This is a genomic window from Caldisericia bacterium, assembly GCA_026414995.1.
In the GTDB taxonomy this organism is placed as follows: domain Bacteria; phylum Caldisericota; class Caldisericia; order B22-G15; family B22-G15; genus JAAYUH01.
The window spans coordinates 24,057-38,539 of sequence record JAOAHY010000006.1 but is presented as its reverse complement, the minus strand read 5'-3'; the positions used below and the strand labels follow the sequence as shown (position 1 = coordinate 38,539).

Sequence of the window (14,483 nt, the reverse complement as noted above, 5' to 3'; positions counted from 1 at the left end):
ATCTTTTATAAATTGATCTAGTTCCTCTGGTATATCTTCTGAAGAATAAAATTTTAAACCCTCTCTTGTTATTTTTATTCTTAAATTAAAATTTTTTTCTAATTCTTTAATTAAATCATTATAATAACCTAAAAAGGTTACAGCTTCTTCTTCATTAACGAATGGATAAAAAAATCTTTCTTTTAATTCAGAAGATTCTATAAGTTAACACCTCCTATATTTATTTCTTTTTTCCTTTTCTTTTTCTTCTTTCAACAGATGGAGGAACAAAAAATTCTCTTTTTTTTATTTCAGAAAGTATTGCTTCTCTTTCACATTCTTTTTTAAATCTTTTTATTAGACTATCGAGATCTTCGCCTTCACGTCTATATACTGCTGGCATTGCAAATTCTCACCTCCTTCTTTATTGGAACTCCATAATGGAATTCAGAAATAACTATTCCATATTCTACAAAATTTTTTTTATTTTGTAAATACACTTTGTAAAATTTATTTTTATCATGAATTCCACTAATAAAAACTCTAATATAATTTTCTGTGAAACCAAAAAGGAAATTTTCTTTTTTGGTTTCTCCTAAGAAAATTAATTCTTTATTTAAAAAATTACTTAAAACTTTATTTGTTGTCTCTTGTGCTATTTTGTTTATTAACTTTAACCTCTCTTTTATTATTTTTTCATCTAATCTTTTATTATTTAAATATTTTGATGCGAAAGTCCCATCTCTCTCTGAGTAAGGAAAAATATGACATTTTAAAAATTGAACTTTATTTATAATGTCTAATGTTTCATAAAAATCATCATCATTTTCATCAGGGAAACCTACAATTATGTCAGTTGTGATAGTTCCATTTTTGACAAACTCTTTAAACTTTAATACTCTTTCAATATAAAAATTTTTAGTATATCTTCTTCTCATCAAAGTTAGAATTTTATCACTTCCACTTTGAAGAGGTAAATGTATATGTGGACATATTTTTTCATTTTCACCTATAAATTTAATTAAATCATCACTAAAAAACTCAGGATCAATAGAAGAAAGTCTTATTCTAAAATCATAAGGTAATTTAATAAGTTCTTTTAGAAGTTCAATTAAATTTATTTTTAAATCAATACCATAAAAACCAAGCTCAGTTCCGGTTAAAACAATTTCTTTATATCCATTTTTTAATAAATTTATAAATTCTTCTTTTATAACTTTAATTTCTTTTGATTTTGCAGCACCTCTTAAATACGGAACAATACAATATGAACAATATTTATTACAACCTTCTTCAATTTTTAGAAATGCTCTTGTTCTTCCTTCAAAAAATGTAACCTTATTTTTTACTTCACTTTCTTTATTCTTATTATTTAAAATTTCATAAATATAATTTTTTATGTTTAATTCATTTTTTAATGGTAAATAATATATTCCATCTATTTTCATATTTTCCAAAAAACAACCTGTTACTATTACTGTAGCATAATTTTTAAATTTCTTAATGTTTTTAATAACTTCTTCCTCTGCATTCTCTGTAACAACACAACTATTTACTATTACTAAATCAGCATTCTTATAATCTGATGTAGAAACAAAATTATCATCCTGAATTAAATTTTCCTTTATAAGTTGAGAATCATATTGATTTACTTTACATCCAAATGTTTTAATGTAAAATTTTATACTCATTTTTTAAATTCAAAAAGTTTATAAAGAAATATACTCAAAATAACAACTGGTGCTACTTCTGCTCTTAAAATTCTTTTTCCAAGTGTTAATGATATAAAACCTTTATCTCTTGCCATATTAACTTCTTTAATGCTAAAACCGCCTTCGTTTCCAACAATCAAAACAATATCCTCATTATCTTTCAAATCTATATCATAAATACTATTTTTATTTTCTAATTCCCAAAATATAAATTTATTTTTTGTGTTTATATCTAAATTTAAAAATTCTTCAAATTTTATAGGCTTATAAACTTCAGGTATTATATTTCTTTTTGAAACTTGAGCCTCCTCTTTAACTAATTTTTTAAACCTCTCAATTTTTTCAATTTTTAAATTAACTTCTGTTCTTTCTGTAATTAATGGATAGAAATATTTAACACCTAATTCTGTTCCAGTTTTTAAAATTTCTTCAAATTTTTTTCCTTTAACAATTGATTGAGCAAGATAAATATTAACTTTGGGTTCAAAACTTTCATTAATTTTTTCCTCTATTTCTAATTTTACAATTCGATCTTTTTCTTTTATATCTACTATTTTTGAAATATATTTTTCTCCTCTATTTATAACAATTATAACCTTATCTCCAATTTTTGCTCTTAATACATGAATTAGATGATGAAAATCTTCTTTTTCAATTTTTGCAATATTACCCTTAACAGAATCTTTTGGAATGAAAAATTCATGCACTATATATTCTCCAATTTCTCCTTTATTTCAAGTGCGTGTTGTTTCAATATTTTAAAAAGATATTCAAAATCAAACCTTTCGGGTGTAATAAATCCAAGACCTGCCTCAACATTGTCTTCTTTCAAATATGGAAGATCAATTAGTACTGTTTTTTCTAGAGTTAAATTATCAATTTCATTACCAATTATTATGAGAAGATTTTTAAATTCAGTTAAAAAATCAATCAAAGATAATGCTTTCTCCTTTTCTTCAATAAATGTGATCAAAGTTTCAAGATCTTTAGATTTTTTTATATCTTCATAAGATAAAATATATTTTAATCCGTTAATATAAATGTCTCCAATTTCTCTCTTTTTTAACCTTTCATTTAAAATTTTTTCAATTTCTATAATTAATTCAGGATAGATTTTTTTTAGTTTAAATAGATATATATAGTTATTTTCTTTTAATGATTTTAAAACTTCAACTTTTATTTTAAAAAGTTCTTCATCTGAAATTTCTTTATCTGTTTTAATTATATACTCTTCAACTTTATCTTCAAGAACTAGTATAAATAAAATTTTACCAAAAGAGCAGTTCATTAAATGTAAATTTAAAATTTTATCCTCTTTTGGAACTGAGTAAAAAAAGAATGATACAGAACTTGTTAAATTTGAAAGTTTATTTAAAAATAAATCAATAAATTCTTCTCCTAATATAGCAAATGATTTTTGTATATCCTTCTCAATTTTAAGATTTGTCATAACATTCATTTTTTCTATTATTTTATCAATATAAAATTTAATACCCTTTTCTGTAGGAATTCTGCCCGAAGATGTATGAATATGTATTAAATAACCTTCCTCTTCAAATTCACTCATATAATTTCTTACTGTTGCAGGCGATACATCAAGCATATATTTATCAACAAGGGTCTTTGAACCTACAGGTAACCCTGTGTCTAGATATTCTTTTACTGTAAGAAATAATATTGTTTCTTTTTTATCTTTAATTGGCCTCTCCTTTAAATCTCTCATCATTTTAATTATATCAAATTTGAAAAAATCTGGTTACTGATTATGATTCCTGAATCTGTTAATTTTATTTTCTGTTTATTTTTTTCTATAAAACCATTTTTTTCTAAATCAATTAATTTATTATCTAAATTTTCTATTTTTCCAAATTTTTCTTCAAATTTTTTTAAATTTAAACCATTAATTCTCCTTAATGATAAAATTAAAAAAATTTTTTTAAGCTTTTCGTAATTGATATAAAAAATTTTTAAAATTGGATTTTTGTTTTTTTCAATTTTGTTAAAATAATAAAATAAATTTCCGTTTTGAGTATATATATTATTTATAAAACTAAATGACATAGGGCCAAAACCTATATATTCTCCACCACTCCAATAATTTAAGTTATGTTTTGACTCAAAACCAATTTTTGAAAAATTTGAAAATTCATAATGTTTATATCCATAATCTAATAAAATATTTTTAATTAAAATAAAACCTTCTTTTTCTTTTTTCTTATCCCATGGATGTAATTTATTATTTATAATATCAAAATAAATTTTCGTATCTTCATGATACTCTAATGAATATATTGAAATATGTTCAGGGTTTAGAGACATAGTTTCCATTATTGAATTTTCTACATCCTTTAAACTTTCTTTAGGTATTCCTAAAATTAGGTCAAAATTTATGTTATCAAATCCTAGTTTTCTTAAAATTTTGAATGAATTAAAAATCTTATCTTTTCCGTGAACTCTACCTAATAATTTTAAAGAACAATCATTAAAAGTTTGAACTCCTAAACTAATCCTATTTATTCCAAATTTTATTAAATTTTTAAATTTTTCTAAATTTACAGTTTCTGGATTAATTTCCAAAGTTGTTTCTTTTGTATTGTTAAATCTAAATTTTTTATATAAATAATTAAAAATTAATTCAAAATCTTCTTCGTTGAGAAGAGATGGAGTGCCTCCACCAAAATATATCGTTTTTATATAATAATTTTTAAGTATATCTTCTTTTAAAGAAATTTCTTTTAAAAGATATTTTACAAATAAATTTTTTATTTCTCTATTAAATATAACAGAATAGAAACTACAATAATTACATTTTTTAAGACAAAAAGGAATATGAAAATATAAAGATATCTCTTTCATTCAACTTCCATGATTGAAAGAAATGCTTCCTGTGGGATCTCAACATTTCCTACCATTTTCATTCTTTTTTTGCCTTCTTTTTGTTTTTCAAGTAATTTCTTCTTTCTCGTTACATCTCCACCATAACACTTTTGTAATACATCTTTTCTTAATGGAGCTATCGACTCTCTTGCAATTATCTTTCCTTGAACTTTTGCTTGCAATACAACTTCAAAAAGTTGTCTTGGGATAAAATTTCTCATTTTTATTAATATATCTTTTGCTTTTCTATATGCTTCATCTCTATATGTAATAAAAGAAAGAGCATCAACAATTTTACCATTAACCAATATATCAACTTTAATTAAATCTCCTTTTTCCCAATCAGAAATTGTATAATCAAAAGTTCCAAATCCTTTCGTTATTGATTTTAAATCATCAAAAAATTTAGTTATTATTTTTGAAAAAGGAATTTTTGCTTCAATAATAACTCTATTGGGATCAATGTAAATCATATTTAGGAATCTTCCTTTTCTAACCTCAATTAATTTTAAAACTTCTCCAATATAGATAGATGGAGTTATTATCTTTAAAAAAGCAATAGGTTCTAAAATATCTTTAATTTTTGATTCATCTGGAAATTTAGATGGATTAGTAATCTCTATCTCTTCTCCATTTGTTAATATAACTCTATATTTTGTTGATGGATAAGTTATAACTATATTTTCCTCAAATTCTCTTTCTAATCTTTCCTCAACTATTTCTAAGTGAAGAGAACCAAGAAAACCACATCTGAAACCAGGACCTAATTGAGATGAATCTTCTGGTTCAAAAACAAAGCCAGGGTCATTTAAATATAATCTTTCAATGGATTTTCTTAAAGATTCAAATCCTTGTGGAAAAGTTGGATAAATAGAAGCAAAAACAACAGGTTTTAAAACTTTAAAACCAGGCAAAGGCTCAACATCTTGATGTTTAATATCTATAACAGTATCACCAACTCTAATATCCCTAGGATCCCTAATTAAAGCAGCAAAATATCCAACCTCACCAGATTTTAATTCATCTGTTTCTTTTAGTTCTAATTCAAATACTCCTACTTCTATTACTTCAAAAACTTTTTTGTTTGAATATAACATTATTTTCATTCCTTTTTTTATTTTTCCTTCAAAAACCCTAATATGAACTATAACTCCTTTGTATTTATCATAATGAGAATCAAAAATTAAAGCTTTTAGAGGAGAATCTATTTCAATATTAGGGGGAGGTATTTCATTAATAATTCTATCAAGCAAATCTTCTACTCCAATTCCACTTTTAGCACTAATAAGTGTAATTTTGTCATCTTTTGTTAAATTAATTATTTCATTTTTTACTTCTTCAATTCTTGCATTTGGTAAATCTATTTTATTTATTACAGGAATTATTTTTAAATTGTTTTCTTTTGCTAAATAATAGTGTGAGAGAGTTTGAGCTTCAACTCCTTGAGTTGCATCAACAAGTAAAATTGCACCTTCACATGCAGCAAGGCTTCTTGAAACTTCATATGTAAAATCAACATGACCTGGAGTATCTATTAAATTAAGAATATAATTTTCATTATTTTTTTTATAAATAAGCCTTACTGGATGTGCTTTTATAGTAATACCTCTCTCTCTTTCTAAAGACATTTGATCTAAAGCTTGACCTTCTTTTAAAAGAGGCGATGTTAATCCGCATAATTCTAGAAATCTATCACATAATGTTGATTTACCATGATCAATATGAGCAATCACAGAAAAGTTTCTTATATTCATAATTTATAAATTATATCATAAATATTGTATAATAATTTTTATGACTTTATCTACTCATTATACATTTTCGCTTTTTCTTCTTTCTTTAATAAAAAAGGAACCTTATATTTTTTTATATTCAATTGTTTCTTTACTTCCAGATATAGACATAAAGATAAAAGATCATAGAAATTTGACACATTCGTTTTTATTTTCATTTCTAATTTTAGTTTTATTTAAAAATAACTTTATATTCATTCCCTATTTATCTCATATTTTTTTAGATTATTTAACATACACGCCATTACCATTGCTATGGCCTTATAGAGGAAAATATTCTTTAAGGTTAATAAAAAGCAGTGGCAAAATAGACAGATTACTGACTATTCTTTTTTTAATTCTTTTCTTGCTCAACTATTTTCTTTTAAAATAAAACCTGAAAAATTTGTATCCTTTTCAATATAAGGTTTAAATAAATCAATAAAAAATTTCTCATAAACAAGTATATAATAGTTAGATTTTTCTTTAAATCTAAAATTGGCAAAATTTAAAAGGGCTTCTTTTGGTAAAAATTCTTTAGTATCAAAAATATTGTATTTTTTACTATCTTTCAAAATATAGTAATAATTTTCTTCTTCAATAAATATTCCATCAAATGAGAATAATTTGTCTTTGTTTAAAATTAAATCATCTGTATTGTAAAGATAAATCTTTATTCCCCTTAATGTAAATTCTCTGTCTAATTTTATCAAAGAACTAATATCTATATTTTTAAAAATAATTTTATTAGATTTATTAAAAACTAAATCTCTTATGATATTGTTATTTAAATTATTTTTATATAAAATTATTACTTCTTGTTCATCATCAATATAACCTTCAATTAAAACTTCATTTTCTTTTTCATTCCATGAAACGATTAAATTTAAAACTTCACTAAGATATCTTATTGGTAAATATGTTCTACCCTCTTTAATTATAGGAAATGAGTCAATAAAATATTCTATACCATTTATTTTTAATTTATTTTTATTAATGAATAAATTGATAGTTAAATTTTTTTTGTTTAAAACCACTTCACCATCTTTCCATAAAACTGTATATCCAAGAGTCTCAGCTATAACTCTTACAGGTATCATTGTTCTTCCGTTAAACAAAAAAGGCATAGCATCCATTGTCTTTTTTACTCCATCTAAATAATATATATTTGCACCTATTTTAAACTTTATTGTATTAAAAAGAGTTAATTTTACTGTATCTGTTAAAAGAGGAATACCTATTAGGTATATACTTATTAAATTTTTTTCAGTATTAATTACGAATTTCTCTTTTATATTAATTTTCTCTGAAAGATTTAGTTCTTTAATTTTAATTTCAAAGTTATAAATTTTTGTATATTCATAAAACTTATCTAGAACTGAAAAATTTATTTCATACTTTAAACTATCTATATTTTTTAAATTAATTTGAACTGGAAGAAATGTACCTAATCTAAACAATGAAAAGTTTACTTTCTCTTCTTTGCATATATTTATCAATTTTTCTATGTTTTCATGTGTATCATTCCCTTGTATTCCACACAATATTTTTGAAACAACTTTCTTTTTCGTATTTATTATTATTTCTCTAACCCACTCAAGATTTTTATCATAATTTTTATGATAAGCAAGGGGAGACACAAAATCTGATATTTCAGATAACTTTCTATAATTTTGTCCAAAATGTAGAAAACCATAAGGAAAAGAATCTTTTCCTCCTTCTTTATATGATAAAAAAGATGAGCCACTCTGTATTAAAGTAACAGAAAAAATAATATCTTTTGATATTGACGATATGAACCCTTTTATTTCATTAGCAAAATTTGTGACAATTTCACTTCTAACATCTCCTAGAAGAACAACATCTTTATCTTTGTTGTCATAAAGTGAAAAGATATCAACATTTTTTCTAAAAATCTCAAGAATTTTATCCCAATTACCACCTCTTGATATAAAAATATTTTTTACATTTTCATCATAACCATAATTAACATTTGGATATCTAATATAATCAAGTTGAATACCTTCAGCATTATAATAATAAATCAATTCTTTTACAACTGTTTTTATATAATTTAAATATTTTTTACTATTTAAATTTGGAACTTTCATTTCTTTATCTGGGTAAACATTATAATTACTTTTATCTGGTGCACAAAAAGATACTTCCTGAGGGTTTTCTTTTAAAAATTTTGGATCATAACCAATTGGAATATAATAATGAATCTTTATTTGGAATTTTTTGAATATATCGATAATATTAAGAAGTGTTTTCTCATATTTTTTATAAAGAAGTTCTCCATTTATATCTTTAGCAAGTATAAAAACATTTTTAATATTTTTCTTTAAAAAAAATTTACATAAATCTATTATTTCTTGATTAGAACTATTATTAAAAGTATTAATGTGAATCCATATACCATTCCCAATATCTTCTTCAAAATTTCTGTCTTTTATTAATTTATTTTGAGAAAAAGAAATATTTGAAATTAATATAGAAATTATAAGTATTAAAAAAAGGATTCTATTCATTCTTTGTTAAATTCTTTATTGCTTCTTTTGCTGCTTCTTTTTCTGCTTCCTTTTTACTTTTACCTTCACCAATTCCAACTATCTTATTATTAACAAAAACTCCTATAATATAGGTTCTATCATGCTCAAGACCTTTTATTTCAAGTACTGAATATTTTGGTAATGTCTCAAATTTACTTTGTGTTATTTCTTGAAGATAAGTTTTACTATCATATATTTTTTCAATTTTAACCTCTTTTATTAATTTATTTAAAATCTTCCTTACAGATCTAATTCCCGAATCAAGATAAATTGCTCCAATAAAAGATTCAAAAGCATCACATAAAATATTTTCTTTCTCTCTTCCACTATTTTTCTCTTCCCCTTTTCCAAGAATTAGATATTCATTTATTTTTAAACTTTTTGCAAAATTTGAGAGAGTTTTTTTGCTTATAAGTATTGCTTTATATTTAGCAAGAAACCCCTCAGATAAATTTTTATATTTTTTAAAAACCTTTTCTGTAATTAAAAAATTAATGATTGAATCACCTAAAAATTCCAATCTTTCAAAATTTATGGGAGGGTCAAAAATTCCTTTTGAAGTGTGAGTTAAGGATAACTCAATTAACTTTTTATCTTTAATTTTAATGTTAAAATTTTTCTCAATAAAAGAAATGAATTTATCAATCGAATTCACTTTTTAGACTATCAACAAGCTTAAGTTCAACTAAATGTTTAGCCATTTTAATTGCATTTTTAATTGCAACTCTTTTGGATCTTCCATGACAAACAATAACAGTTCCATTAACCCCTAAAATAGGACTTCCCCCATACTTTTCATAATTAAATTTTTCAAAATTCTTCTTAAACTCATTTTTTACTAATAAATATGCTATATTTGTTAATATATTTTTCTTAAAAATGTTTTTTATTAGTAAAAGAAATAGTGATGCCTCTCCCTCAAGTGTTTTTAAAGCAATATTACCTGTAAATCCATCAGTCACACATAAATCAAAATCTCCGTATAGAAAATCTTTACCTTCCATATTTCCAGCAAATTCATCAACAAAATGTTGTTTAAAAAGCTTATAAACTTCTTTTGTTAAATCGTTTCCTTTTTCTTCCTCTTCTCCAATATTTAATAAACCAATTTTAATTTTTTCTTTATTTGTTAAAATTTTTGAAAAAACTTTACCCATTTGTGCCCAATGTAATAGATTTATAGTATTTGCCTCAATATTTGCTCCAGCATCAACAAGTATTAAAAAACCTTTAAGAGTTGGGATTATTGCAGATTGTGTAGGTCTAATGTAATCTTTAATTTTTCCTAATATAAAATAAGAAGATGTTAAAATTGCACCAGTATTACCAGCAGAAACAAATGCATCACCTAATCCATCTTTTAAAAGATTTAAACCTTTATTAATTGATGAATCTTTTTTTCTTCTAAAAGCCATAACTGGCTTATCTTCCATTGTCACTATCTCTTCAGCATGTATAATTTCAAAAAGTTTATTATCTTCATTTGTTAAATATTTTCTAATTTCATCTTCTCTTCCCACAAGGGTTATATCTATATTTAACTCTTTTTTTGCTAGTTTTGCTCCTTCAATAATTTCATGGGGGGCATAATCACCCCCCATAGCATCTAGAATTATTTTCAACTTTCTACCTCTTTAGCTATAATTTCTCTTCCTTTATAATATCCACAATATGGACAAACTCTATGAGGAACTATTAATTCATGACAATGAGGACACTCAACAAGATTAACATTTGGTGGTTTATAAAAATATGCTCTCCTCATTCTAACTCTTGATTTACTCTTTTTTTTCTTTGGAACTCCCATAAATTACCTCCTTAAGTTTTAAGTTATGATTCAAAATATATAGTTACTGTTTTTGTATCTTGATTCCAAAATACCTTTCCTCCTAAAAATTCAGATACAAATCTAACTGGAACTACGGTTCTTCCTTTTAAAGTATAAGGAGCAACATCAATAGTATAAAAAACACCATTCATTCTAACATAATTTTTATTCTGGTCAACCCACAATTCTATATAAACTTCATTAAATATTATTATTGCTTTATTTTCTTCTTTAACCCACAAAACTTGTGCACCTCTATTTTCTGAAATAAATCTTAAAGGCACCATAGTTCTTCCTTTTTCAAGAAAAGGAGGAAATGGTAAAAGATAAGATTTATCATTTACATATGCTATCTGATTTCCAATTTGAAGGACTATTTTTGTTGTTGATAATTTTTCAAATTTTACTTTTATTACACCATTTCCACCATTACTTTCAATAAAAATTGTGCCTTCTTCAATACTCTGTTTTTTGATTGCTACATATATAATATTGTTATTACCTTCAAAATTTGTTTTATTTAGTACTACCCAGTCATCTTTTGTATAAACTGTTCCTTTAAGCACCCCTTTACCAATATTTGAAATTTTAATTTCTAGAATCTCATCTAAACTTTTAAAAACAAGCACTGTGGGTTCAAATTTTAAGATAGGTATATCTTGTAGTTTAGGTGAGATATTTAAATCTATAGATTTAAATATTAAATCATTCAAGTTGTTATCTTTAAGAGTTATTTCTTTAAATTTTAAAAAAGTTTTATTTTTCTCTTTTAATAAAATTTTAATATTAAAAAGAACTCCTGATCCACTGACACCTTGAACATTTCCTCTCCTTGCACAACCTACTATAATCTCTCTCCTTTCTAAATCAACTTTTGATAAAAAAAAGGTTTGAGAATCTTTTTTTAAAAAATCACCTTCTTTTATTTCTATTATCTTCAAATTTTCAGGCTCAAATTCTATATATATTGAATAGCCATATAAATTTTTTATATTATCTACTTTAATTGGAATTATTACTTCTTCATTAGATAAAATTTCTATATTTGAATTGCCAAAAGAGATAATAGTTTCTTGAAAGTTAAATGACAAATTAAATGTAGTTAAAAGTAATATAAAAATTATTATTTTTTTCATTATTCAACCACAATATTTATTATTTTATTTTTTACATGAATAATATTTTTAATTTTTTTATTTTCAATATATTTCTTGATTTTTGGATCTTCTAAAATAATTTTTTCTATTTCTTTCTCATCGCTATGTCTATTTACATTTATTCTACCTCTAACTTTACCATTAACTTCAATTACTATTTCAATAATGTCTCTTTTAAGAATTTCTTCATCATAAGAAGGCCAACTTTCTAGATGAACACTTGTTGTATTTCCTAACTTCTCCCACATTTCTTCTGTTATGAATGGTGCAAAGGGTGATAATATAAGTATGAAATTTTTAAATATCTTTTCTAAAAGATTTATATTAATTTTCTCTTCATCATTCATATATTCTTGAACTAAATTTGTTAACTCCATCAAAGATGCTATTGATGTATTAAATCTAAAATTATTTTCAATACTATCTGTAACTTTTTTAATAGTCTCATTAAGTTTTATTTCAAGTTCTTTGTCTTTGTTTAAATCAATTTTAAAAGTTTTATTTGAATTTTTATAATCTATGAATTTGTTAAATAATCTCCAAATTCTATTTACATATCTACTCATGCCTTCAATTCCTTTATCAGTCCAATCTGCATCAAGCTCTGGAGGTGCAATAAAAAGAATAAATAATCTTTCAGCATCAACACCATATTTATTTATAATTTCATCTGGTGATACAACATTTCCTTTTGATTTAGACATTGCACTTCCATTATAAAGGACCATTCCTTGTGTAAATAAATTTTTAAATGGTTCTTTAAAATTAATATAACCTTTTTGGTATAAAAATTTTGTAAAAAATCTTGAATAAAGCAAATGCAAAATAGCATGTTCAACTCCACCTATATATTGATCAACTGGCATCCAATAATTAACATTTTCCTTATCAAAAGGAAAATCTTTGGGATTTATTAAACTTTTTGGTGATGTATATCTTAAAAAATACCAAGAAGAACAAACAAATGTATCCATTGTTTCTGTCTCTCTTCTTGCATTACCACCACATTTAGGACAAGTAGTATTTATCCATGACTCAACAGTCTCTAGCGGATTTTTTCCTTCAACTCCAAAATTGACCTCATTTTCATTTGGTAACAAAACAGGTAAATCTTCATAAGGGACAGGTACAATACCACATTCTTTGCAATAAATTATCGGAATTGGTGCTCCCCAATATCTTTGTCTTGATATTAGCCAATCTCTTAATCTATACCTTATTACCCTCTTCCCAAATCCTTTTTCTTCTATATATATACTAATTTTCAATTTTCCTTCCTCAGAAGGTAATCCTGAAAAAAAATCTGAATTAACTATAATTCCCTCATCTTCATATGCTTTGTCTAGTGATTTTTCATCTAAACTATAATCTTTATTCTGAATAACTATTTTAATTGGAAGACCATATTTTTTTGCAAAATCAAAATCTCTCGAATCATGTGCAGGAACTCCCATTATTGCTCCTTTTCCATATTGATAAACAACATAATTAGCTACAAAAATTGGAAGCTTCTCATTTGTTAAAGGATTAATTGCATAACTATTTAAAAACAGACCTTCTTTAGATAACTCAGTAGAAATTCTATCTATTTCACTTAATTTTAAAACCTTATTCTTAAATTTTTTATAATCATCAAATAAACCATTTTTTAAAGCAAGTTTTTCAGATAGAGGATGTTCTGGCGCTAATGCCATAAAAGTAGTTCCATATATAGTATCAGGTCTTGTAGTAAAAATTTCAATATATTCATCAGAGTTTAATACTGGGAAAGAAACATCAACTCCTTCACTTTTTCCTATCCAATTTTTTTGCATTATTTTTACTTTCTCTGGCCAATTTTCAAGCAAATCAAGATCATTTAATAATTCTTCTGCAAAATGAGTTATCTTAAAAAACCATTGTTCCAATTCTCTTTTTTCTACTAAAGAATCGCATCTCCAACATCTTCCACCTACTACTTGTTCATTTGCAAGAACTGTTTTACATTTTGGACAATAATTTACAAGTGCCTTATCTTTATATGCAAGTCCAGAATTATAAAGTTCGAGGAAAAACCATTGGGTAAATTTATAATAATTTGGATCACATGTTGCAATTTCTCTATCCCAATCATATGAAATTCCTTGTTTTATTAGTTGAGATTTCATTATATTTATATTATTATAAGTCCACTCTTTCGGTGAAATTCCTCTTTGAATTGCAGCGTTCTCTGCTGGTAGTCCAAAAGCATCCCAACCCATAGGATGTAGCACATTAAAACCTCTCATTCTCTTATATCTTGCTACAACATCACCAAGTGTATAGTTTCTTACATGTCCCATATGAAGAGGACCAGATGGGTAAGGAAACATTTCTAAAACATAATATTTAGGTTTATCATAATTATATTTTGAATATAATCTTTCTTTTTCCCATCTTTTTATCCATTTATCCTCTACTTCTCGAAAATTATAAAATGCCATTAGTATTCCTCCATGGAACATGGTGGAGCAGACGGGACTCGAACCCGCGACCTTCTCCATGCCATAGAGACGCTCTCCCAACTGAGCTACTGCCCCATACAATCTTAATCATTATATTTTTTATTTGAAACTATGTCAAGTTTA

Annotated in this window: 12 protein-coding genes and 1 tRNA gene; all 13 read right to left on the bottom strand. The window is 24.6% G+C overall.

Annotation, left to right across the window (positions count from 1 at the left end; genetic code table 11):
* Positions 1-220: 220 nt before the first annotated feature.
* The 13 genes from rpsU to N3D74_03450 all read right to left on the bottom strand — a co-directional run bounded on the left by rpsU (position 221) and on the right by N3D74_03450 (position 14,435).
* A complete protein-coding gene (gene rpsU, locus N3D74_03510) occupies positions 221-382 on the bottom strand; it encodes a 30S ribosomal protein S21 (GenBank protein ID MCX8095232.1) in 162 nt (53 codons plus the stop codon).
* On the bottom strand, positions 366-1,670 hold the full coding sequence (mtaB, locus tag N3D74_03505) for a tRNA (N(6)-L-threonylcarbamoyladenosine(37)-C(2))-methylthiotransferase MtaB (protein ID MCX8095231.1): 1,305 nt from the start codon (positions 1,668-1,670) through the stop codon (positions 366-368). The genes rpsU and mtaB overlap by 17 nt, the downstream gene beginning before the upstream one ends.
* Positions 1,667-2,398: a 16S rRNA (uracil(1498)-N(3))-methyltransferase gene (locus N3D74_03500; GenBank protein MCX8095230.1), complete on the bottom strand. Its 732-nt coding sequence runs from the start codon at positions 2,396-2,398 to the stop codon at positions 1,667-1,669. Before N3D74_03500 ends, mtaB begins: the two co-directional genes overlap by 4 nt.
* Positions 2,398-3,414, bottom strand: a complete 1,017-nt coding sequence (gene hrcA / locus N3D74_03495; protein ID MCX8095229.1) for a heat-inducible transcriptional repressor HrcA — start codon at positions 3,412-3,414, stop codon at positions 2,398-2,400. Before hrcA ends, N3D74_03500 begins: the two co-directional genes overlap by 1 nt.
* Before the next feature lie 8 nt (positions 3,415-3,422).
* Positions 3,423-4,547, bottom strand: a complete 1,125-nt coding sequence (gene hemW, locus N3D74_03490; protein MCX8095228.1) for a radical SAM family heme chaperone HemW — start codon at positions 4,545-4,547, stop codon at positions 3,423-3,425.
* Positions 4,544-6,322: a translation elongation factor 4 gene (gene lepA / locus N3D74_03485; protein MCX8095227.1), complete on the bottom strand. Its 1,779-nt coding sequence runs from the start codon at positions 6,320-6,322 to the stop codon at positions 4,544-4,546. Before lepA ends, hemW begins: the two co-directional genes overlap by 4 nt.
* 389 nt (positions 6,323-6,711) lie before the next feature.
* Complete coding sequence (locus N3D74_03480; protein MCX8095226.1) at positions 6,712-8,871, bottom strand: copper amine oxidase N-terminal domain-containing protein; 2,160 nt, start codon at positions 8,869-8,871, stop codon at positions 6,712-6,714.
* Positions 8,864-9,547, bottom strand: a complete 684-nt coding sequence (gene rnc / locus N3D74_03475) for a ribonuclease III (GenBank protein ID MCX8095225.1) — start codon at positions 9,545-9,547, stop codon at positions 8,864-8,866. Before rnc ends, N3D74_03480 begins: the two co-directional genes overlap by 8 nt.
* Positions 9,534-10,514, bottom strand: a complete 981-nt coding sequence (plsX, locus tag N3D74_03470; GenBank protein MCX8095224.1) for a phosphate acyltransferase PlsX — start codon at positions 10,512-10,514, stop codon at positions 9,534-9,536. The genes rnc and plsX overlap by 14 nt, the downstream gene beginning before the upstream one ends.
* Positions 10,511-10,699: a 50S ribosomal protein L32 gene (gene rpmF / locus N3D74_03465; GenBank protein MCX8095223.1), complete on the bottom strand. Its 189-nt coding sequence runs from the start codon at positions 10,697-10,699 to the stop codon at positions 10,511-10,513. The genes plsX and rpmF overlap by 4 nt, the downstream gene beginning before the upstream one ends.
* Before the next feature lie 23 nt (positions 10,700-10,722).
* Positions 10,723-11,856, bottom strand: coding sequence for a stalk domain-containing protein (locus N3D74_03460; protein MCX8095222.1), 1,134 nt, complete (start codon positions 11,854-11,856; stop codon positions 10,723-10,725).
* Positions 11,856-14,339, bottom strand: coding sequence for a leucine--tRNA ligase (gene leuS / locus N3D74_03455; GenBank protein ID MCX8095221.1), 2,484 nt, complete (start codon positions 14,337-14,339; stop codon positions 11,856-11,858). The genes N3D74_03460 and leuS overlap by 1 nt, the downstream gene beginning before the upstream one ends.
* Before the next feature lie 20 nt (positions 14,340-14,359).
* Positions 14,360-14,435, bottom strand: a tRNA-Ala gene (locus tag N3D74_03450).
* Between the last annotated feature and the right edge of the window lie 48 nt (positions 14,436-14,483).

Coding starts and splice junctions, on each gene's coding strand:
- rpsU (MCX8095232.1), bottom strand. CDS start 382: ATGCCAGCAGTATATAGACGTGAAGGCGAAGATCTCGATAGTCTAATA.
- mtaB (MCX8095231.1), bottom strand. CDS start 1,670: ATGAGTATAAAATTTTACATTAAAACATTTGGATGTAAAGTAAATCAA.
- hrcA (MCX8095229.1), bottom strand. CDS start 3,414: ATGAGAGATTTAAAGGAGAGGCCAATTAAAGATAAAAAAGAAACAATA.
- hemW (MCX8095228.1), bottom strand. CDS start 4,547: ATGAAAGAGATATCTTTATATTTTCATATTCCTTTTTGTCTTAAAAAA.
- lepA (MCX8095227.1), bottom strand. CDS start 6,322: ATGAATATAAGAAACTTTTCTGTGATTGCTCATATTGATCATGGTAAA.
- N3D74_03480 (MCX8095226.1), bottom strand. CDS start 8,871: ATGAATAGAATCCTTTTTTTAATACTTATAATTTCTATATTAATTTCA.
- rpmF (MCX8095223.1), bottom strand. CDS start 10,699: ATGGGAGTTCCAAAGAAAAAAAAGAGTAAATCAAGAGTTAGAATGAGG.
- N3D74_03460 (MCX8095222.1), bottom strand. CDS start 11,856: ATGAAAAAAATAATAATTTTTATATTACTTTTAACTACATTTAATTTG.
- leuS (MCX8095221.1), bottom strand. CDS start 14,339: ATGGCATTTTATAATTTTCGAGAAGTAGAGGATAAATGGATAAAAAGA.